Raw genomic sequence first — 21,233 nt, forward strand, 5'->3', positions numbered from 1 at the left:
GACCATGAAGCTGTTTGAAGTGTTACCCGCCGTCCAGGCCTTTCTGTCCCAGCCGGGTCGCCTGTTTATCGGTGGCAGTTGGCAGGACGCCGCCGATGGCCGCCGCTTCGCGGTGGAAAACCCGGCCACCGAAGAAACCCTGACCGAAGTGGCCCAGGGCGGTGCGCGGGATGTGGACGCGGCCGTTGCCGCTGCGCGCTCGGCGTTCAACGGCGCCTGGTCGTTGCAGTCACCGGCCCAGCGCGGCCTGTTGCTGTTCCGCCTGGCGGACCTGTTGGACCAGCACCGCGAAGAACTGGCGCAACTGATCACCCTGGAGAACGGCAAGCCGATTGCCGCAGCGCGCGGTGAAGCGGCCAGCGCCGCCACCATCCTGCGCTACTTCGCCGGCTGGCCGACCAAGATCGAAGGCAGCACCTTGCCCGTGTCACCGGCCAGCGGCGCGCCGATGCTCAACTACACCCTGCGTGAACCGGTGGGGGTCTGCGCGCTGATCGTGCCGTGGAACTTCCCGCTGAACATGTGCGTGTGGAAGCTCGGCCCGGCACTGGCCACCGGTTGCGTGGCAGTGCTCAAGCCGGCCGAACAAACGCCGCTGGTCGCGATCCGCCTGGTGCAGTTGATCGAGGCGGCGGGGTTCCCGGCCGGCGTGGTCAACCTGGTCACCGGCCTGGGCGCCGAAACCGGCGCGCCGCTGGCGGAGCATCCCGATGTGGACAAGATCGCCTTTACCGGCTCGACCCAGGTCGGCCGGCTGATCGCGCAAGCGGCCACGCGCAACATGAAAAAGGTCTCGCTGGAGCTGGGTGGCAAGTCGCCGAACATCATCCTGCCCGACGCCGATATCGTGCGCGCCGCCAAAGGCGCCGCCGATGGCATTTTCTATAACCAGGGCCAGGTGTGCACGGCCGCTTCGCGGTTGTACGTGCACGCCAGCGTGCTGGATCAGGTCCTTGAGGAACTCGAACGGCACGCCGCCGCCCACGTCCTCGGCAATGGCCTGGACCCGGCCAGCAGCATGGGCCCGCTGGTGTCCGGGCGCCAACTGGCGACGGTCAAGGGCTACCTGCAACGCGGCCAGGAAGAAGGCGCCGAACTGATCTGCGGTGGCGGGCGTCCGGAACACCTGGAGCGCGGCCACTTTATTGCGCCCAGCGTGTTCCTGGATCGCGCCGAGGCGGCCTGCGTGGCCCGCGAAGAAATCTTCGGCCCGGTACTGACGGTGATGAGCTGGACCGAAATCGACGACCTGGTCTTGCGCGCCAACGATTCGCCCTACGGCCTCGCGGCCGGCCTGTGGACCCGCGACCTGCGCTCGGCGCACCGCGTGGCGGCGCAGCTCAAGGCAGGCTCGGTGTGGGTCAACTGCTGGAACGTGGTCGATGCGGCCTCGCCATTCGGCGGCTACAAGCAATCCGGCTGGGGCCGGGAAATGGGTAAGAACGTGATCGATGCCTACACCGAGACCAAAAGCGTGTTTGTCGATCTGGCCTGAACTGAATAATCACACGAGGTAATTGTTATGGATCTTGAATTGAAAGGCCGCGTGGCCATTGTCACCGGTGGCGGCATGGGGATCGGCAAGGAAGTCGCACGTTTTCTCTCCGAAGAAGGCTGCAAGGTGGTGATCTGCGCGCGCCGCATGGCGTTCCTGCAACTGGCCGCCGAAGAGATCAGCGCCCAGACCGGCAACGAAGTGCTGCCGCTGTTCTGCGACACCAATGACATGTCCGCCGTGTCGGAAATGGTCGAAGCCGCCTACAAGCACTTCGGCCGCATCGACATCCTGGTCAACGGTGCCGCTGCGCCGTCCGGCGTCGTGCGCAATGACATCGAGCACGCTGGCGACGATGAGCTGCTGTCGGACCTCAACACCAAGGTGATCGGCTACTTCCGTTGCGCCAAGGCCGTGACCCCGCACATGAAGGCCGCTGGCTTCGGTCGCATCATCAACATCGGTGGCCTCACCGGACGCAGCAGCAAGGTGCTGTCGGGCATGCGCAACCTGGCCATCGCGCACATGACCAAGACCTTGTCCGACCAGCTCGGCCCGTCGGGCATCACGGTCAACCTGATTCACCCTGGCGTGGTGGATACCCCGCATATCCAGGAGCTGTATGACCGTGAAGCGGTCAAGCAAGGCAAGACCGCGGAACAGGTCGAGCAGGCCTACATCGACGCGACGCCGATTCGCCGCACCCTGGCACCGATTGAAATGGGCTGGTTGATTGGTTTCCTGGCGTCGCCCAAGGCCGGCGCGGTGACCGGCGAGTCCATCGGCATCGACGGCGGTTTGACCCGTGGTATCTATATCTGAGGAGTATCTGTGATGAGTAACGGAACCCTTTTGGTTGCCACCGTCGGGCAAGCGGTGATCCGCAGTGCCGACGATGGCCGTACCTGGCATCGCCTGGGCCTGGGGCAGGACCTGGAATTCGATGCAATCACTCGCTCACTGAGCCTGCACCCCGACGCGCCCGAGGTGATTTACGCCGGTACCGACGTGGGCTTGTGCGTCAGCCGCGACACCGGCGGCCATTGGCAGCGCGTCGATTCGCCGTTCAACGGGCAGACCGTGTGGAAAGTCGCGGTGGACCCACGCAACGCACAACGGATTTTCGTCGGCACCGGGGCACCGTCCCGCGCCGTGTTGTGGCGCACCCTGGACGGTGGGCTGAGCTGGGATCGCGCACCGGTGGAGATTCCGGAGTTCTGCGACGGCGTCAGTCGCCCACGCCTGCTGGCGTTTGCCTACGACCCGGTCGACCCCGACCAGTTGTGGTTCGGCCTTGAAGAGGGTGGGTTGTTCCACTCCCGCGACGGCGGCGACAGCTGGACCCGCGTCGATGACCGCCTGTTGTGGGAGTTCAACTCGGACGTGCACAACATCCTGGTGCTGCCCAACCATGGCCAGAAAGTCATCGTGGTGGTGTGCGTCAACGCGGTCTACCGCAGCCTGGACGAAGGCCTGACCTGGACCGGCATCATCGGCCGCGAAGCCTTCGGCCTGTATTACATCCGCGCCATGAATGCACCGTTGGGCTCGCAAAGCGACCTGTACCTGAGCATTTCCGATGGCACGCCGGGTACCACCAGCAAGATCCTGGTGTCCCGCGATGCGGCGCTCAACTGGGAAGTGCTGCCGCTTTCCCAGCAGCCCAATTCCTGTGTGTGGGCGATTGCCTTCAACCCGGCCAACCCACGGCAGATCGTGGCGGGCACCAAGTACGGGCACCTGTTCACCTCCGACAACGGCGGTGACGGCTGGCAGAAACAGTGGCGCGACTTCAGCGAGATCGCTGACGTGCTGTGGACGCCGGCTGTGGCGCAGATCAAGGCCGGGCATCAATCCATCGTCAAGAAGCACTGAGGTATATCGCCATGAAAGTCGAGATCCTGCGTACTCACCTATCGCTCTGGGTCGCTGACCCGGACGTGTCGGCCCGCTGGTACGCCGACATCCTGGGCATGCACGAAAGTGCCCGGGGCGAGAGCTGGGTCATGATGGCGTTTGGCGGCAAGCACCACGACATTGCCTTGATCCGCGCCGACCCCGGCGCCCATCAGGGCGGGCTGGGGCTGCAACACTACGGCCTGGAAATCGACGGGGACATGACCACCCTGCGCCAGCTCTACGGCATGTTGCTGGGCAAGGGCGTCGAGGTGGTGAAGATCACCGATCACGAAATCGGCCATGGCGTGTACTTCAACGACCCCGACGGCAACCGCATGGAATTCTTCCTCGAGACCGAACACGACGATGCGCGCGGCAAGGCCCGGTTCAAGGCCGCTGGCGCGCCGAGCCGACATTTCAACCTGGACCCACTGGACCCACTTTGAGGCAAACCCCGATGAAAACCGCTAACTTTGCGACCTATCACATCCGTAAATGGTACAGCTTCGTCGAAGAAACCCTGGCCAACGAAACCGGCCAGCTGGCCGATGGCGAGCCACTGTTCAAATATGCAATTGCCGCCGTGATCGCCAACCCTTATGCCGGTCGCTACAGCGAGTCGCTGACCGAACTGGTCGACCCTTCGCCGCTGCTGGGCGAAGAATTTGGCCGGCGCATCCAGGCACTGGCCGGTGCCCATGAGATTGTCAGCTATGGCAAGGCGATCCTGGTGGGCAGCGAGGGCGAGTACGAGCACGGTAATGCGTTCCTGACCAACCCGGCCGCTGATCCGATCCGTGTTGCGCTGGGCGGCGGCAAGTCCTGGGTCCCGTCCACCGGCAAGCGCGGCGGGCCGGGTTCGACCATCGATGTACCGCTGGCGCACAAGGATGCCCTGTATGTACGTTCCCATTACGACAGCATGTCGCTGATGTTTGGCGACGGGCCTGCGCCTGACGAGGTTGTGATCATCTGGGCCTTTGCCACCCGTGGGCGCTTGCATGCACGCCTGGGTGGCTTGCAGGCTGAGGACGTGAAAGGGCTGGATGGGCTGCACTGAGGCGCATGGCTTTGGCGACGCCGGATTAAAACCACAACAAGAAGCGGTGAATAGCGATGAAGCAGGAGAAGACCCAGGTTGTCATTGTCGGCGGCGGGCCCAACGGGATCACGGCCGCACACTATATGGGGATGTACGGAATCGACTGCGTCGTCCTTGAACTGGCTGATTGCATCCTGCCTTACCCGCGTGCGGTGGGCATGGATGATGAAGCCCTGCGCGTGTTGCAGGGTATCGGCATCGCCGAGCTGGCCGTGCGCGACATGATCTGCGACGTGCCGTTGCGCTACTACAACGCACGCGGTGTGTGTTTCGCCGAGGTCAAGCCGAGCACCGCCCACTACGGCTGGCCGATGCGCAATATCTTCATGCAGCAGTTGCTTGAAGGCACGCTGCGCGAAAACCTGGGGCAGCGTACCTGTGTGGAGTTGCGCCAGGGCCATGAAATGCTCGAACTGGAGCAGGACGGCGAGGGTGTGACCCTGCAGGTGCGCAATGCCCAGGGCGAGGTCTATGAGCTGCGCGCCGACTATGTGATCGGCGCCGATGGCGGGCGCTCCACCGTACGCAAAAAGGTCGGCGTTGAATTGCTGGGGCTGACCCATCCGCGCAAATGGGTGGTGGTCGACACCGCCAATGACACCCTGGATGCACCCTATACCGCACTGCATGCCGACCCGCAGCGCCCGTTCGTGTGCATCTACCTGCCTTACCAGCAGCGGCGTTGGGAGTTCATGCTGATGGAAGGCGAAGATGAGGCGAAGATGTGCGAAGAAAGCACCATCCGTGACCTGATCCGTGGGCATATCGGCGACGCCGTCGACCAGTTGAACATCATCCGCATCCGCGCCTACACCCACCACTCCCGGGTAGCGGCACGCTTTGTCCAAGGGCGTGTGGCGCTGGTGGGGGATGCCGCGCATATCTCGCCACCCTGGGCCGGGCAGGGCCTCAATTCAGGTTTGCGCGACGTGGCCAACGTGGTCTGGAAACTCGCGGCAATCATCCAGGGGCGTGCGTCCCATGGGATTCTCGCAAGCTACGACCAGGAGCGCCGTGGGCATGCCACCGAGCTGGTGGCCCTGGCCGACAATATGGGCACCGTATTGGGCTTGACCAACCCGTTGATGGCCGGCGTGCGCGACTGGTTGTTCCAGGCAGTGAACAGCGTCGACAACCTGCGCTCGCACCTGCTGGAGTTCAAGTTCAAACCCAAGGCCACCATCACCAAGGGCCTGGTCTATCACGAACGTGCCGAACTGCGTGAGGACGACCTGGTCGGCCAGCTGTTTGTGCAGCCCTATATCGAAGACGCCAAGGGGCAGCGTCGGCGCCTGGATGACGTGTTGGGGCATTCCTATGCGGTGCTGGGTTACCGGGTCAACCCGCGCGAGCAACTCAGTGCAGAGATGGCGACATTCTGGGCGCGCTGGGACACACGCTTCATCCAGGTCAACCGTTCGCGCAGCGGCCTGGGCCGTCACCAGCCGTTGACGGCGATGGACGCCATCAGCGTGGAGGACGTGGATAATCGCCTCGGCGAATGGTTCTCCAAGGTGCGCGATTGCATCGTCGTGGTGCGCCCGGACCGGTTTGTCGCGGCCATTACCACGCCCGAGCGGCTGGAAAGTGTGTTGCGCAAGTTGGCGGAGCAACTGTCATGAGCGCTGACAACCCCGTGTTGAGCCGCTTGCACCACGCCACGCGCACGGTGCAGGCCATCGCGCCGCTGGCACCTGACGCGCTGGACCTGCGCTCAGGGTACGCGCTGCAACGCCAGGCGCTGGACCTGCGCCTGGCGGCGGGCGAACAACTGAGCGGTTGGAAGATCGCCTTCGCCGGCAGCGCCGCGCAAAGGCGTTTCGGCCTGGAGGAGCCCGTGTATGGCGGCCTGACTGACCGCATGCGTGTGCTGCCGAACACGGCAGTGGCGCTTTCGCGGTTGATCCAGCCCAAGCTGGAGATCGAGGTGGCAATCGTGCTGGGCCGCAGCCTCGCACCGGGTGACTACCGTGATGAGGAGATCCTGGCGGCCATTTCAGAGGTGGCGCCGGCGTTCGAGATTGCCGATTGCCGTTGGCAAGGCTGGACGTTCGGGGCGGGGGCTTTTCTTGCCGATAACGCGGCGGCGGGGCTGTATTGCCTCGGGCCGTTGATGGCTTTCGATCCCATTGCGCATGCCAACGTCGCCTATCGCCTGGAAAGTGCTGGCGCGCTTCGCGGCGAAGGCAACACCGAGGGCCGGGAGGATCCACCACTGGCCAACCTGTGCTGGCTGATTCGCCGTCTGTTGGCTGACGGCCAACCGGTGGAGGCCGGGCAAGTGGTGCTGTCCGGTGCGCTCTTGGCGCCGATGGATATCCAGCCCGCTACGTACCGCTTGCATATGTTTGGCACGGAACTGGCTTTGCTTTTCACGGCGGACACCGCTCCTGTGTGAACGCCAGCTGCCGTCATGGATGACTTGAGTCCCCTTCAGGCCGATAACAACAACGGGGCACCTAGGAACGACGACCATGCTTGCTGAAGTTCGAACCTTCAATGACCCTCAATTGCACGCCGGTTCCATCCAGGGCTGGCGGCAGGTCTATGACCAGTTGGGCCGTGGCTGCCTGACCAGCGAGCTGCGGCAATTGTCCGCCGACCGCTTTCAGATCTTCCAGGAAGTGTTGGACAAACGCGTGGTGCAGCGCGGCTATGCGCCCAAAGACCGGCTGTGCGCGGCCATGTCATTGGGCAGTGCGCCTGTGGTGCAGGGTCAGCAAGTGGGGGCGCACAGCGTCGTGCTGTTGCGCGATGGCGAGGAGTTTGTGCTGCATGCGCCTGAAGGTACGCACTTTTTCGCCCTCAACGTCGATACGGTACGCTTCGCCAAACTGGCCGCCTTCGAGTTGTCCGGCGATCAGCTCAAGCGCCTCACCACCCGCTCCCAACTCTGTGTGGATGACGCGTTACTGTTGCGCATACGCCAGCGGATCTACCCGCTGTTTCGTCACCTTTTGCAACAAACCGATGCGATCAGCGCAACCGCCGAGAAAATGCTTGAGGACGAACTGCTCAACGCGTTCCTCGATTTGTTCAGCAACGCCACCGACGAGGTGCGTTGCCGTCGCGGCAATTTTGCCGTGAGTGCTTACCTGGTCAAGCGTTGCCAGGAGTTGATCGATGCCAGTGGCGATACCCCACTGAGTATTCTCGATCTGTGTGAACACCTGCGCGTCAGCCGGCGGACCCTGCAGAACAGCTTCCAGGCGGTGACCGGCATGCGTCCGGTGGAGTACCTGCGAAACCTGCGTCTGAATGCGGTGCGTCGACGCCTGATCGCCACCCCGGCCTGCACCCAGAACGTCGGCGAGGTGGCGGTGGCGATGGGCTTCTTCCACCTGAGCCACTTTGCAGCGCATTACCGGGCGCTGTTTGGCGAGTCGCCGTCTGAAACACGTCGAGCGATGGTCTGAGTCTCCGGGGTTCAGGCGACGGGGTTGCCCATACCCTCCACAGGTAAGCCTTCCTCCAGACAGTTGTCCGGGCGCTCATGCAATCGCTGGTTGCACCACGCGAAGCCTGGCACCACCACCCTGCACAGCCCCAGTGGCACAAGACACGCCAGGCCGACCCGCGGCCTGATCGCCACGTGGGTACGTGTCTCTCGAAGAAATCAACGAGCTTTGATGGAGGAACCCTGGAGACCCGGGGTTTATCTGTGTAGCTCGCGATCAGGCGTAGCTGATCCTGTCGGTGTAGGCGTTTTGCAGCATTTTGCGTTGGTAGTCGCAGGGTGTGGTACTGACCAGTTTTTTGAAGTCGCGCAGGAAGTGGGATTGATCGGAAAAGCCCAGGTCCAGGGCCAGCTGCGAAAACGAAACATCCTGCTGGGTATTGAGGGTGTCCAGGGCCGCCTGGCAGCGGATGATCCGGCAAAACGTCTTGGGTGACATGCCGGTGTCCTGATTGAACTGGCGGTGCAAGGTACGGCTGGTATAGCCACTGAGATCTTCGAGTTGCTGGATGCGAATATCGCCGCGATGGCGCAGCGCCTGCTGAATGATCATGGCGGTGAGTCCCGATGTCTTGCCCATCAGGCGTGGGGCCAGGTAGTCGTTGAACAGCCGCATCTGGTCGCCCAGCAGCGGTGCCTGGACGATGCTTTCGAAGATGCGATGGGCGAACCCCGAGACCTCCAGCAGGTCGAGTTCCCGCTCGGTCAGCTCTTCGGCCAGCACATTGATGAAGCCGGGAATGACACCCGGTGAAAAGCGCACGCCGAAGTAGTGATGGTGCTGATGCAAATGGACGGCTTGGGCGGTCAGCGGTGTGCCACAGATCCTGGCGCTGGGTCGAGTGGCATCGCAGTCGAAAACGATGTCCACGCAGCCATCCGGCACGGCCAGCAGGTCGCTCGATTGGGCGACGTCGAAGGCATAGAAATGCGAGATCGCCGGGTGCGCGGAGGGCATCACCGAATAGCGTGAAGAATTGAGCACGAACCAAGGCTGTTCGTTCGCGGTGTGGTGCCGGGGAGTCGGCACATTCGGTTTGATCATGGTTGCACCTTGGGTAGGCAGCGCTGCGGGAAAAATCACGCATTAATCGCGCCAACTGACGCTGCGCCGGCCTGAGGGCATGTCCGAAATTTACAATACCGTCGACAACGTCCGCCCGATACTCGACCTCGACAGCGTGGAGCTGCGCCTACCGCAGCGATGTCACCTTCAGCGCGAGAATAACTATGTCTACAAATACAAAAATCGACTTCATCTACCTCTCCGAGCAGGACATGATCCGCGCGGGGGTGACCGACATGCTGGCCTGCGTGAATACCATGGAAGAGATGTTCGGCCTGCTGTACGCCGGTGACTACCGCATGGCCGGCCCGAACAACGACTCCCATGGGGCGATGGTGGTTTTTCCGCAGGATTCGCCGTTCCCGAATATGCCCAAGCCCACGGCTGATCGACGCATGATGGCCATGCCGGCCTACCTGGGCGGCAGCTTTTGCACCGCCGGCGTGAAGTGGTACGGCTCCAATATCGCCAACCGCGAAAAGGGCCTGCCGCGCTCCATCCTGATGTTCACCCTGAATGACCCCGACACTGGCGCGCCGTTGGCGCATATGTCGGCCAACCTGCTGTCTGCCTACCGCACCGGTGCGATTCCCGGTGTAGGCGCGCGCCACCTGGCCCGCAAAGACTCGAAAGTCGTCGGTCTGCTTGGCCCCGGTGTCATGGGCAAGACCACGCTGGCGGCATTTATCGCGGTGTGTCCGCACATCGACACATTGAAGATCAAGGGGCGTGGCCAGAAGAGCCTCGACAATTTTATCGCGTGGGTCACAGCGACTTATCCGCAGATCACCACGATTGAGTTGGTCGACACCCTTGAGGCAGTCGTTCGCGATTCGGACCTTGTTACTTATTGTAGCTCCGGTGAGGTTGGCGACCCCTCGATCTACCCAATTGTGCGACGTGAATGGGTCAAGCCAGGCGCCTTCCTCGCGATGCCGGCGTCCTGCTCGCTCGACGCGGGTATGGAACAGCCCGACGTGCGCAAGGTGCTGGACAACACTGGTCTCTACCAGGCCTGGTTTGAAGAGTTACCCAAGCCTGCGCATCACACCGTGCCCGTCATTGGCGTGCGCTTCATGGACATGATTGCCGAAGGCAAGATGCAGCTCGATGACGTCGAGGACATCGGCAAGATCATCGCCGGTGCCGCGCCAGGGCGTAGAAGCGATGACGAAATCATCATCATGTCGGTGGGCGGCATGCCCGTGGAGGACGTGGCCTGGGGCACGGTGATTTACCGCAACGCGATCAAGCAAGGCATCGGTGTGACCTTGAACCTGTGGGAAACCCCGGAACTGCGCTGAGCCACCCCAACCCTTTCCTTTGCGAGGCATTCGACATGACAAAAATCATCAAGCTCAAGACCGGTTCGCCGTTTGAAGATCAGGCCAGTTATTCGCGCCTGGTAGTCGTGGATAACTGGATCTATGTGTCCAACACGGCGGGCCGCAACCCGCAGACCAAGCTGATTCCGGAAGACGTCCTTGAGCAGACGCACCAGGTCTTCGCCAATATCGAGTCGGCCCTCAAGGCCGTCGATGCGAGCCTGGCCGATGTGGTGTGTTCGCGGGTGTTCATCCAGGACCCCAAGGACGTGCCCGCGGTCATGGGCCTGATCGGCGAAAAGTTTCGCGGCGTCGACCCGGCGAGCACCGTCACCTGTCCACCCCTGGGCTCGACGGTCTACAAGGTGGAGCTGGAAGTGACCGCGTATCGCAACGCGTCGAAGGCGCAGGTCGAAGTCATTCGCCTGTCGCAATGATCGTCACGCGGCCAGGCGCAGGCGTGGCCGCCCTTATTCGCTTACCGAGTCTTGACCATGGCACCGACAATAGCGCCCGTGACAACCTCCACCGTATTTCCCAGCGCCACGTCCGTCGTCATCATTGGCGGCGGGATCATCGGCCTGACGGCTGCGCTGACCCTGGCTGAGCGCAACATCGCGGTGGTGGTCCTGGAAAAAGGCCGCATCGCCGCCGAGCAGTCATCACGCAACCTGGGCTGGGTACGCAAGACCAGCCGCCACGCCGCCGACATCCCGCTGGCGCTTGCGGCTGACCGGCTGTGGGCACAAATGCCCGAGCGGGTCGGGGCGGATGTCGGGTATCGCCAGGAAGGCATTATGTTTCTGGGCCGCACACCTGCGCAGATGGCGATGCACGAGGGGTGGCTCAAGTCGGTGGAGCATTTGTCGCTGGATTCGCGGCTGCTCAGCAAGCGTGAGATTGACGCGATGGTGCCAGGCGGCGTGGGTGATTGGGCCGGCGGCATCTTCACCGCGTCCGACGCGCGTGCCGAACCGACGCTGGCCAGCAGTGCGATTGCCAAGGCGGCCATGGCCATGGGCGTGGTGATTATCGAGCAATGCGCGGTGCGCACGCTGCAGATGTCTGCCGGCGCAGTCAGTGGCGTGGTCACGGAAAAAGGCGAAATCAGCTGCGACCATGTGTTGCTGGCGGGGGGGATGTGGTCACGGCGTTTTCTGGGCAACCTCGGTGTGTCATTGCCGACCTTGCCCTTGACCTGCTCGGTGCTGCGCACCCACCCCATGGAGGGGCCGACGCAGATCGCTGTCGGTGCGCCTGATTTTTCCTTTCGCAAGCACAAGGACGGCGGTTTCATCATTACCCAGCGCGGTAAGTTGGACGCCTTCCTGACCCTCGATCACTTGTTGCTCGCCAAGCAATATATGCCGCAGTTCCGTGCGCAACGCAGCGTCTTGAACGTGTCGCTGGGCAAGCCATTTATCAATGACCTGGCACTGGCTCGGCGGTGGGGCGCCGATAGCGTCAGCCCGTTCGAGCGTGTCAGGGTGCAGGATCCAGCCGCCAACCCGCGGCTCAATAACGACGCGATGAACAACCTCATGGCGGCCTGGCCTGTGTTTGAGCAGGCGCGGATCGCCCAGGCCTGGGCTGGCACTATCGACGTGACACCCGATTCCAACCCGGTCATCGGCCCGGTCGCGCAGATTCCGGGGCTGACCGTGGCCACCGGCTTCTCGGGGCATGGCTTCGGCACGTCGCCAGCGGCGGGCCATCTCGCGGCGGACCTGGTCAGTGGGCATACGCCGATCATTGACCCAAGCCCTTATCGCTTCGATCGTTTCTAAAGGAGCATGCCCATGCCTGCCGACAGCTGTTTTTTCACTAACCGTGCAGGCCTGCGCCTGCACTTCTTGCGCTGGGGCGATTCGAGCGGCGTGCCCCTGGTGCTGTTGCACGGCTTGCGGGCCTATGCACAGACCTGGGAGTCGCTGGTGCAAGCCTTGGGCGCGGGCTACTGCATTTACGCTCTGGATCAGCGTGGCCGGGGGTTGAGTGACTGGGCTGCGCCCGCCAGCTACCACACTCAATCGTATGTCGAAGACCTCGAAGATTTGGTCGCCCACGTGGGCCTGCAGCGATTTGTGTTGCTCGGGCACTCATTGGGCGGCGCCAACGCCCTTGAATATGCGCGGCAACACCCGGGCCGTTTGCTGGGTTTGCTGATTGAAGACATCGGCCCCGGCTCTTCAAGCCAGGGCGATGGCGCCGCGCGTATTCGTCGCGAGATGGGCCAGACACCGTTGCAGTTCGAGAGCTGGGAGGTGGCCCGCGCATTCTGGCAGGCTGCGCGTCCGGGCTTGTCGCAAGAGGGCCTGGCATCGAGGCTCGCGCATTCGATGCAAGAGCGCGACGGTGCGATTACCTGGCGTCACGATCAGCAGGGGATTGCCGAGGCGCGCCTGAGCATCGAACCGACGGATTTGTGGCCGGCGGTGCGCGCACTGGATTGCCCGAGCCTGTTCATTCGCGGCGCACGCTCGGATTTCCTGCCGCCTGCGACACTGCAGGCGATGACTGCCTGCAATCCGCATGTGCGCACGGTGGAGGTCGCCGACGCCAGTCACTATGTGCACGACGATCAAGGGCCGGTGTTCAATGCCCTGGTGGCGGAGTTTCTTGAAAGCCTTGCGCGCCCGGAATGAAGCCCACAGCCCGCTTGATTGCATTACTGGCCTCGCTGACGGCCTTTGTGCCGTTTTCCATTGATACCTACTTGCCCAGCCTGCCGCAGATTGCCGTTGAGCTGTCGAGCAGCACGGCGCAAGTGCAACACACGATCAGCGCGTTTCTCGCTGGCTTATGCCTGGGCATGTTGTTTTACGGCCCGCTGTCGGACCGCTATGGACGTCGCGCGTTATTGTTGGGCAGCCTCACGCTGTATGGCCTGGCGACTTTGGGGTGCCTGTTTGCCGCAAAAATCGATCAACTGATCGCCTGGCGCTTTATCCAGGCGCTGGGTGGGGCCGGCGCAATGGTGCTGGCCAGGACCGTGGCCAGGGATTTGTTCGGTCTGGCGCAGGCCGCCAAAGTGTTGTCCTGGATGCAAATGCTGACAATGATGGCGACGTTGGTTGCGCCCATGGTCGGCACCTGGCTGGTGCTGGTCGACGGTTGGCGCACCATATTCGCGGTGTTGTTCATCCTGTGCGGGTTTTGTCTGCTGATGGTCGGTGTGGGGTTGGACGAAAGCCTGCCGCCGCTGGCGCGCGGCCACTCGCTCAAGGCCGCCTTTGCGGCCTACCCGGGTATTCTCCGCCAGCCTCGGGCGGTCGCGTTGATTCTGTGCATGTCCCTCACGTTTGGCGGCGTGTTCGCCTTTATCACCGCCTCACCCTTTGTGTACGTGGAGTACTTCGGTGTCTCGCCGCGCCTGTTCAGCGCGCTGTTTGGCCTGAACATTCTGGGCATCATCGTCGTGAGCTTTATCAATGCCCGCTGGGTCACGCGCCTGGGGCCGCTGCGCATGCTGGGCGTAGGAACCGCGCTGGCAGGTATCGCCGCAATAGCGTTGTTGGTGGCGGGTTACACGCAATGGGGCGGGCTGACCAGCATCGTACTGTGCCTGATGCTGTACATGGGGGTGACGGGCTTGCTGGGGGCCAACTGCACGGCGAGCCTGATGAGCATGTTCCCGAGGCAAGCGGGGGCGAGCGTCGCCCTGGGGATCTCGATGCAGTTTGCCTGTGGGGCGCTGGCGAGTCTGTGGGTCAGTCGCCTGGCGGATGGCACCCCATGGCCCATGTGCCTGGTGGTGGGCTGTTGCGGGCTGGGCTGCCTGCTGGCGTATGCCATTGCGCGGCGCGCGCCGTTCACGCCTGTGGTTACCCAGGATGAACAGCCTGTGCCGTTTCAACCCTGAGGCGGCGATAAGCACGCGGGGACTGCTGGTAATTTGCTCGAGCTTGCCAGCCACTTGGAGATGCCTGACAGCACAGGGTGAATCCTCGCGCTAAGGCTCTCCCAGATTATTGAACACCGTTTCCAGCATGCGGTTGAGGCGCTGGATCTGGGCTTCGGTCATGCCACTGAAACTGCGCTTGAACACGTCGCCGGTGGCGGCCTGGATGCGTTCGATGGCGGCCCGGCCCTCGGCCGTGATGCGTACCTGGGTAACCCGTCCATCGTCCTCGCAGGGCGCGGTGTCGACCAGGCCATCGTCCTTCATGCGGTACACCGTTTTGGTGATGGTCGACAGCTTGGCGATGGCGTGGGTGGAGATCTCGGAAATACTGGATTGGCCGTTTTCCTTGAGGATGAACAGCACGCGCCAGCGGGGGATATCCAGGCCGATTTTTTTCAGGGATTTTTCCATGTATTGGCTATAGCGGCCATGCACCATCGCCAGCCAGTAGAACGGAAAATCTTCTTTGTGAAAGTCTTCACTGCCGGGGTCGTAGCGACTGGCGTGTGTTTTCGGAGACGTCATGGTCAGCTCATGTCGGAAGAGGCAAGCAATCATAGACTTTTCTCGTGAATTCGGCACGGTTATCACCGGCTGAAACGCAAGCCATGACGTCGGGGCACGTGAATGGATTTAATTGACAATTCACGTAATAGTCAGGGAGTGTGAAAAAAGACAGCCGGCGTTTCAGGCTTCGTTCACTGAGTTTTACAGCGAAGGAAAACGTGACATGACCATCGTGATTGAACAGCTTTCTCTTGGCGGCAACGGGTTTAGCGTGATGGTGAAAGACACCATCGATGTCGCCGGCAGGGTGACTCGGGCGTCGAGTCAGGCGCTTGATGACGCGGCACCCGCCGACACCCATGCCGATGTGGTGCAGGCCCTATTGGACAAGGGCTGTCACTTGGTGGGCAAGACCAGTCTGCATGAACTGGCGTTCGGCACCACCGGTATCAACCATTGGACGGGGACGGCGCCGAACCCGCGTTTTCCTGGGCTTATCCCCGGGGGGTCTTCCAGCGGTTCGGCAGCGGCCGTGGCCGCTGGGTTGGCGGACTTTACCCTCGGCACCGATACCGGTGGTTCGGTGCGTGTCCCGGCATGTTGTTGTGGGGTGTTCGGCTTCAAACCGACGTTCGGCCGTGTCAGCCGTCGAGGCGTGATGCCTGCGCAAAGCAGTCTCGATTGTGTCGGGCCATTTGCGGCCAGCCTGCCAATGCTGCTCAAGGCCATGCAGGTCATTGACCCCACCTTCCATCCGGTGCCTCTGCAGCAGCCACCACGGCTCGGCATCCTGGCGGTCCAGGCAAGTGCTGCGGTGCAACGTGTGATCGATGCCGCCGTGGCAGACAGTGGTTTGCTGACTCAACCCGTGACCCTGCCGAGCCTCGATGCCGCCTATGCTGCCGGCATGGTGGTCATCAATCGTGAAACGTTCGACGCCTGTGGGCACTTGTTGGCGACCGGTCTGGTGGGGGCCGATATCGCCAGTCGCCTGGCCGCCGCCGGCACCACCACGGCACACGCCCTGATGCACGCCGAAGAGATGCGCAAACAGTTCACGGCCGAAGTCGACGCGGCGTTGCGTCAAGTCGACGTACTGGTGTTGCCGACCATGCCGGATTTCCCGTTGAGGCTCGCCGATGCCGCCGACACGCAAGCCGTACTGGGCATGACCCGGTTGGTGCGGCCCTTCAATCTGAGCGGGCACCCGGCGTTGAGCATTCCCCTGGGCAGCGCCGAGGGCCTGCCGGTTGGGCTGCAACTGGTGGGGGCGAAAGGCGCGGACGAACAACTGCTGGCTATCGCCGGCCACCTGCTCGAATGCCTGTATGCCAACCATAAGGGCTGATCGGCCCAGGAGGTGAACATGAGTGAACCACGCTCTTTAGCGGCACTTGAAAGACGCTTGCGCCGTTTTGAAACCCAGGACAGCGTGCGTGCCTGCATGAACCGCTACATGGTGTTGTGTGACGGGTTGGATGCCCACTCGCCGTTGCCAGAGTTGGCCGGCCTGTTCACCCAGGACGCGGTGTGGGAGGGCAAGGGCGCCAAATACGCCAAGAGTTTCGGCGGCTATCGCGGGCGTGAGGCCATTGCCGCGATGTTCTCGGGCTACATGAAGTCACCCGCGCACTTTGCCCTCAATGTGCATTTTCTGACCAGTGAGCTGATCGAGGTGCACGATGATCACGTCATGGGCAGTTGGGTGATGTTGCAGACGTCGACATTTGCCAGTGGCGCCTCCCACCTCAATGCCGCTCGGTTGACGGTACGGTTTGCCTTGGAGGAGGGCGTGTGGCGCATGGCGCACTTCCAGACCGAAAACCTGTTCGGGCGCCCTGTGCAGGCCTGGAACAGCGAAGACGACCTGCCGGTGCCCCAGGCTGGCGTCGAATGATCGCCTTGCATCGCTGACACCGCTCACGTCCTTTTGTCATTGCCCGCCCCCGGTCTGCCGGGGGCGTGGCGTTGCCGTGCGCGCAGTTTATGGTTGGTCTATTAATTTTGTGAAAAAATATTTTTTCCAAAGACTTCTGGTTTCTTTATGGAGAGATCAGATGCTAACAAGTCCTTATATAACAATAATTTGAAAAATTAATTGAGTGTCATTTTTGGAATTTAAGGCGTTTTAAGCAAAAATATTGCGTGAATATTCAATTGACTCTTCACGTAAATCCGCGCAGATTTATGGCAACGGCACCCACAAAAATAAAGGTAACCCTATGCCGATCTATCCCGTTTGCCTTGCTTGCGTAGCGCCCCTTCGCGTCGAAGGCACATCCGCCGCGCCCAGAACCCCCCTCCGAGATGCCCGGTTTTTCCGGCACTGAATCCTGCCCAAGCCCATACCGTTCCTGACGACGGAGTAACTATATGCATGCGCTAATTGCCTCAGCGACCGGGGTCGCGAGTTCGCTTGTCGGAGGTGCCGATTTCGAGGTGTTGCTTGACGACATTCGTGAGCGTGCCCGATCTGGTGAGTTCGACCGCCAGCGGCACATCTCACGGGACGTGATCGAGTCCTTCAAGCAGCACGGCGTGTACCGGGCCCTGGTGCCCAAACGCTTTGGCGGGCTGGAATGCTCACCCGCCGAATTCTGCCGGGTCATCGAACGTATCTCCCAGGCCGATGGGTCCGCCGGTTGGGTCGCGAGCTTCGGCATGAGCCCGGTCTACCTCGCGGCGTTACCCCTCGAGAGCATTGCCCAGGTGTACGCCGATGGCCCTGACCTGGTCTTTGCCGGCGGTATCTTCCCGCCGCAGCCGGCCGAAGTGGTTGCTGGTGGCTTCATGGTCAACGGCCGCTGGAAGTACTCCAGTGGGTCGCTGGGGGCAGATATTGTCGGTGTCGGTATCGCACCCAAAGACGGCGATACCTTCGGTTTGCCGCGTATTGCCGTGATGCCGCGCAGCGCCATTCGCATCGAAGAAACCTGGGATACCGTCGGCCTGTTGGGAACGGGCAGTCATGACCTGGTGGCCGAGCATGTGCGGGTCGCCGAAGAGTGGACCTTCGTGCGCGGTGGCCTGCCCAATCTCGATGAGCCGTTTTTTCGTTATCCGTCACTGTCATTCGCCACCCAAGTGCTCTCGGTGGTCGGCCTGGGTGTTGCCCGCGCCGCCCTGGATGCATTGACGGACATGGCCTGCGGCCGCGTATCGGTCACCGGCGCGCCGGCGATTGCCGATCGGCCACTGGCTCAAGTCGATATCGCCCGGGCGGAAGCCGACCTGCGGGCAGCCCGTGCATTCTTCTACGAATCCATCGAGCGCGCCTGGGAGTACGTGCTGGCGGGCGATGCAGTGCCGGTGGCAGCCACCAATCTGCTGCGCCTGTCTTCCACCCACGCCACACGCGTGGCCGCCGATGTTGCCCGTACCGCGCAAATGCTCTCGGGCATGAGTGGTGTGTTCAACGACAGCCCGTTGGCCCGCTGCGTCAACGATGCCCAGGTCGTGACCCAGCACGCCTTCATGGGCGACATCACCTATCAGAACGCCGGAGCCATGTTCTTCGGTAAACAACCCTTGCCTGGCTACCTCTAACCGTCGAGACCCTGAAAATGAACGATAAAAAAATGCTCCGCGTGCTGTTCTGCATGGGGATCAACCAGAATTTCTTCGATGCGCCTCGTGACGAGCAATTGCAGGTCTGGGCAGCCTTCAGCGCGATGTGGAACGGCATTCACGACCTGGCGGGCGTGCAGGTGCTCGGCAATATGGACGACGACCAGAGCATGGTCGGCCCCTCCGACGGTTTTCCCTGGACCACTTACCTGCTGGCCGATGTGCCGGACATCGATACCGTACATGCCGCCTGCAACCTGTTCCGTAGCACGCCGGTCGGCGATGGCCCGTACAAATTGTGGCGCTACACCAAAGTCGAAGCCCGGGTTGGGCGCGAGCTGATCATCCAGCGCACTTGATGCCGAGGAGGCCATCCCATGAACAAGCTGATTCCTGCCGTGAACCTTGCCGTCGATCCTGCCGACCTGGTGCAGTCCGATCGCGTGCACACCTCGATGTACACCGATGCCCAGTTGTTCGACGCCGAGCTTGAAAAGATTTTCTACAGCACCTGGATCTGGGTCGCCCATGAAAGCGAGATCCCCGACAGCGGTAGCTATAAAACCACCTACATCGGCAAGCAGCCGGTGATTGTGGTGCGTGATCGCAAGAAAGACACCCATGTGCTGCTCAATCGCTGCCGTCATCGTGGCGCCACCGTGTGTGAACACAAAAAAGGCAAGACCAACAGTTTCGTCTGCCCGTATCACGGTTGGGGGTATGCATTGGACGGCTCGCTGCGCGGCATCCCGCATCCGGAAAGCTACGCCGATTGCATCGACAAGGCCGAGCTGCCGCTGGTCAGCCTGCGTACCGAAAGCTACGCCGGCATGATCTTCGCCACCTTCAAGGATGATATCCAGCCGCTGGAAGACTACCTCGGCGCGGCGAAGAAATGGATGGACCTGTTCATGAAGCAGGGCGCGGGCTACGGCATCAAGGTCCCCGGCGAACATCGCTTCCGTTTTCCGGGCAACTGGAAGATCCAGCTGGAAAACACCACCGACGCCTATCACTTCCCGCTGGTGCACAAGAGCTTCCTGTCGTCGGTGGACGAGCAGACCCTGGCGTTGTTCGACTTCGTCAAAGGCCCTGGTTATGTCGAGGACTTGGGCAACGGGCACAGTGTGATGGTGATGATTCCGGACCTGATCGACCTGGAAGCCGACCTGGACAAGCCCATCCCCGAGCGCTTTGAAGCACTGGCCGCCGAGCTGCGCGATGAAGGCATCGAGGAGCTGCAGGTGCGCCGCATTGTGCGTGCGGTGGGCGGCACCGGGTTCAACCTCAATCTGTTTCCGAACGTGGCCTGTTCGATGGCGTTTTTCCGGGTGCTGCAACCGCTCTCGGTGACCGAGACCGAGATTCACCACTCGGTCATCACCATGGACGGCGGCCCGGCCGCGGCCAACCGCTATCGCCTGCGCCTGCATGAGCACTTTCAAGGACCGATGGGGTTTGGCACGCCGGACGATTCCGAAGCCTGGGAGCGTGTGCAGAAGGGCGCAAGCGCCGGCGATGAGCTGTGGATCATGCTCAACCGCGGCCTGCCCGGCGAGCGTGCCAGTGCCGACGGCCGGGTGTCCGACGTAAGTGCCGAAACGGGCATGCGCGCGGCGTACCAACAGTGGAAAAAGATGATGTCGGCCTGAGCCGTGGAGAACCTTATGAATCTGCAAGTGCTGCAAGAAGTCACCGCCTTCATCTGGCAGGAGGGCGACATGCTCGACCATGGCGAGTACGCCGCCTGGTTGAAGATGTGGACGCCCAAGGGCACCTACATCATCCCGATCAACCCGACGGAAACCGACTTCGAGAACACGCTCAACTATGCGTACGACGACCACCATATGCGTGAGTTGCGGGTAAAACGCCTGATCGGTGGCGAGTCGATCTCCACCAGCCCGCAGCCGCGTACGGTGCGCACGCAATCGCGCTTTCGAGTGCTGAGTGACGACGGTGTGAACGTGACCGTGCGCTGCGCACAGAGCGTACGTGAGTTCCGCAAGGAGAGCCTGAAACTCTACAGCGCCGACCTGACCTACGAGTTGGTGCGGGCTGGGGGCGGCTTTGAGATTCACCGCAAAGTGGTGAGCCTTATCAACAGTGACGATGCCCTCGCCGGTATCGGCTACATCCTTTGAGGCACGCCGACATGAACCAGATCGCATTGGTAACCGGCGCAGGGCAGGGCCTGGGCCAACGTTTTTGCGCCAGCCTGCTGCGGGCCGGCTATTCGGTGGTCATTACCGACATCGAGCAGGCGGCCGCAGAAGCTTGCCAGGCGCAATTGGACCCCGCTGGCGCGCGCAGCCTGGCCCTGCCCTTGGACGCCGGCCGCAAGGATGACTTCGAGCGTGCCCTGGCCAGTGTGCTGGAACGCTTCGGTGCGCTGCATGTGGTGGTCAACAACGCTGCGGTGACCAAGACCACGCCGTTGATGCAAATCAGCCCCGAGGAGTTTGACGCCGTGGTGGGCCTGAACCTGCGCAGCGTATTCCTGGGGTGCCAGGTGCTGGGCGGGCACATGGCTGACGCCGGTTACGGACGACTCATCAACATGGCGTCCCTGGCAGGGCAGAACGGCGGCACCGCGACGGGCGCGCATTACGCCGCCAGCAAGGGCGCGATCATCACGCTGACCAAGATATTCGCCAAAGAGTTTGCCTCGCGCGGGGTGACAGTCAACGCCATCGCGCCAGGCCCCATCGACTCCGCCGCCGTGCATGCGGCTGTGCCGCCTGAGCGCCTGCCGGGCCTGCTGGCAAGTATCCCGGTGCAGCGTCTGGGCGATGCGGATTTTCTGGGTGACCTGATCGTGCAGTTGGCGCGGCCCGAAGCTTATTTCACCACCGGGGCCACCTGGGACGTGAATGGCGGCCTGTTCATGCGCTGACTATTACCGGGTCGC

General features: G+C 62.2%; 22 protein-coding genes. 20 read left to right on the forward strand and 2 right to left on the reverse strand.

Translation table 11 applies throughout. From position 1 onward, the window contains the following. Window positions 1-4 precede the first annotated feature (4 nt). From M2497_RS11845 to M2497_RS11880, 8 genes are all read left to right on the forward strand, one after another. Complete coding sequence (locus M2497_RS11845; RefSeq protein WP_248487660.1) at window positions 5-1,495, forward strand: aldehyde dehydrogenase family protein; 1,491 nt, start codon at window positions 5-7, stop codon at window positions 1,493-1,495. Window positions 1,496-1,522: 27 nt separating this feature from the next. Then, window positions 1,523-2,317 (forward strand): SDR family oxidoreductase, encoded by a 795-nt coding sequence (locus M2497_RS11850; protein WP_058427102.1) that lies wholly within the window; start codon window positions 1,523-1,525, stop codon window positions 2,315-2,317. Window positions 2,318-2,329: 12 nt separating this feature from the next. Continuing rightward, window positions 2,330-3,370: a YCF48-related protein gene (locus M2497_RS11855; protein ID WP_248487661.1), complete on the forward strand. Its 1,041-nt coding sequence runs from the start codon at window positions 2,330-2,332 to the stop codon at window positions 3,368-3,370. Window positions 3,371-3,381: 11 nt separating this feature from the next. Beyond that, the gene (locus M2497_RS11860; RefSeq protein WP_058427100.1) at window positions 3,382-3,840 is read left to right on the forward strand and encodes a VOC family protein; all 459 of its coding nucleotides are present in this window, start codon (window positions 3,382-3,384) and stop codon (window positions 3,838-3,840) included. 11 nt (window positions 3,841-3,851) lie between these two features. Continuing rightward, window positions 3,852-4,454 (forward strand): amino acid synthesis family protein, encoded by a 603-nt coding sequence (locus M2497_RS11865; protein WP_248487662.1) that lies wholly within the window; start codon window positions 3,852-3,854, stop codon window positions 4,452-4,454. 56 nt (window positions 4,455-4,510) lie between these two features. Continuing rightward, complete coding sequence (locus M2497_RS11870) at window positions 4,511-6,118, forward strand: bifunctional 3-(3-hydroxy-phenyl)propionate/3-hydroxycinnamic acid hydroxylase (protein ID WP_248487663.1); 1,608 nt, start codon at window positions 4,511-4,513, stop codon at window positions 6,116-6,118. After that, entirely contained in the window at window positions 6,115-6,894 is a 780-nt protein-coding gene (locus tag M2497_RS11875) for a 2-keto-4-pentenoate hydratase (protein ID WP_248487664.1), read from the forward strand. The genes M2497_RS11870 and M2497_RS11875 overlap by 4 nt, the downstream gene beginning before the upstream one ends. Window positions 6,895-6,970: 76 nt before the next feature. Continuing rightward, entirely contained in the window at window positions 6,971-7,912 is a 942-nt protein-coding gene (locus M2497_RS11880; protein WP_058427096.1) for a helix-turn-helix domain-containing protein, read from the forward strand. Between the two features lie 258 nt (window positions 7,913-8,170). On the opposite strand, the gene M2497_RS11885 is transcribed toward M2497_RS11880, so the two are convergent. Then, window positions 8,171-8,998: a helix-turn-helix domain-containing protein gene (locus M2497_RS11885; RefSeq protein ID WP_179028998.1), complete on the reverse strand. Its 828-nt coding sequence runs from the start codon at window positions 8,996-8,998 to the stop codon at window positions 8,171-8,173. Window positions 8,999-9,183: 185 nt separating this feature from the next. Between M2497_RS11885 and M2497_RS11890 the strand changes: the two genes are divergently transcribed. The 5 genes from M2497_RS11890 to M2497_RS11910 are packed head-to-tail and all read left to right on the forward strand — an operon-like array spanning window position 9,184 to window position 14,206. After that, on the forward strand, window positions 9,184-10,323 hold the full coding sequence (locus tag M2497_RS11890; protein WP_248487666.1) for a tyramine oxidase subunit B: 1,140 nt from the start codon (window positions 9,184-9,186) through the stop codon (window positions 10,321-10,323). 35 nt (window positions 10,324-10,358) lie between these two features. Further along, complete coding sequence (locus M2497_RS11895) at window positions 10,359-10,781, forward strand: RidA family protein (RefSeq protein WP_053129916.1); 423 nt, start codon at window positions 10,359-10,361, stop codon at window positions 10,779-10,781. Window positions 10,782-10,838: 57 nt separating this feature from the next. After that, window positions 10,839-12,131, forward strand: coding sequence for an FAD-binding oxidoreductase (locus M2497_RS11900; RefSeq protein WP_248487668.1), 1,293 nt, complete (start codon window positions 10,839-10,841; stop codon window positions 12,129-12,131). A 12-nt stretch (window positions 12,132-12,143) separates the two neighbouring features. After that, window positions 12,144-12,989: an alpha/beta hydrolase gene (locus M2497_RS11905; RefSeq protein ID WP_248487670.1), complete on the forward strand. Its 846-nt coding sequence runs from the start codon at window positions 12,144-12,146 to the stop codon at window positions 12,987-12,989. Continuing rightward, window positions 12,986-14,206, forward strand: a complete 1,221-nt coding sequence (locus tag M2497_RS11910) for a multidrug effflux MFS transporter (RefSeq protein ID WP_248487672.1) — start codon at window positions 12,986-12,988, stop codon at window positions 14,204-14,206. The genes M2497_RS11905 and M2497_RS11910 overlap by 4 nt, the downstream gene beginning before the upstream one ends. Window positions 14,207-14,296: 90 nt before the next feature. On the opposite strand, the gene M2497_RS11915 is transcribed toward M2497_RS11910, so the two are convergent. Further along, window positions 14,297-14,773 (reverse strand): MarR family transcriptional regulator, encoded by a 477-nt coding sequence (locus M2497_RS11915; protein ID WP_058427089.1) that lies wholly within the window; start codon window positions 14,771-14,773, stop codon window positions 14,297-14,299. Window positions 14,774-14,978: 205 nt separating this feature from the next. On the opposite strand from M2497_RS11915, the gene M2497_RS11920 reads away from it, so the two are divergent. The 7 genes from M2497_RS11920 to M2497_RS11950 all read left to right on the forward strand — a co-directional run bounded on the left by M2497_RS11920 (window position 14,979) and on the right by M2497_RS11950 (window position 21,218). Next, on the forward strand, window positions 14,979-16,103 hold the full coding sequence (locus M2497_RS11920; protein ID WP_248487674.1) for an amidase: 1,125 nt from the start codon (window positions 14,979-14,981) through the stop codon (window positions 16,101-16,103). Window positions 16,104-16,121: 18 nt separating this feature from the next. Continuing rightward, complete coding sequence (locus M2497_RS11925) at window positions 16,122-16,652, forward strand: nuclear transport factor 2 family protein (RefSeq protein WP_248487676.1); 531 nt, start codon at window positions 16,122-16,124, stop codon at window positions 16,650-16,652. 476 nt (window positions 16,653-17,128) lie between these two features. Further along, window positions 17,129-18,301, forward strand: coding sequence for an indole-3-acetate monooxygenase (gene iacA / locus M2497_RS11930; protein WP_248487678.1), 1,173 nt, complete (start codon window positions 17,129-17,131; stop codon window positions 18,299-18,301). Between the two features lie 17 nt (window positions 18,302-18,318). Beyond that, window positions 18,319-18,681: an IacB protein gene (locus M2497_RS11935; RefSeq protein ID WP_071494982.1), complete on the forward strand. Its 363-nt coding sequence runs from the start codon at window positions 18,319-18,321 to the stop codon at window positions 18,679-18,681. Window positions 18,682-18,699: 18 nt separating this feature from the next. Continuing rightward, window positions 18,700-19,974: an aromatic ring-hydroxylating dioxygenase subunit alpha gene (locus M2497_RS11940; protein ID WP_248487679.1), complete on the forward strand. Its 1,275-nt coding sequence runs from the start codon at window positions 18,700-18,702 to the stop codon at window positions 19,972-19,974. A 15-nt stretch (window positions 19,975-19,989) separates the two neighbouring features. Continuing rightward, window positions 19,990-20,466, forward strand: a complete 477-nt coding sequence (locus M2497_RS11945) for an aromatic-ring-hydroxylating dioxygenase subunit beta (RefSeq protein WP_248487680.1) — start codon at window positions 19,990-19,992, stop codon at window positions 20,464-20,466. An 11-nt stretch (window positions 20,467-20,477) separates the two neighbouring features. Beyond that, window positions 20,478-21,218: an SDR family oxidoreductase gene (locus tag M2497_RS11950; protein ID WP_248487681.1), complete on the forward strand. Its 741-nt coding sequence runs from the start codon at window positions 20,478-20,480 to the stop codon at window positions 21,216-21,218. Window positions 21,219-21,233 lie beyond the last annotated feature (15 nt).

Origin of the sequence: Pseudomonas sp. CYM-20-01 (assembly GCF_023169845.1) — a bacterium.
Taxonomy (GTDB): Bacteria; Pseudomonadota; Gammaproteobacteria; order Pseudomonadales; family Pseudomonadaceae; genus Aquipseudomonas; species Aquipseudomonas azotoformans.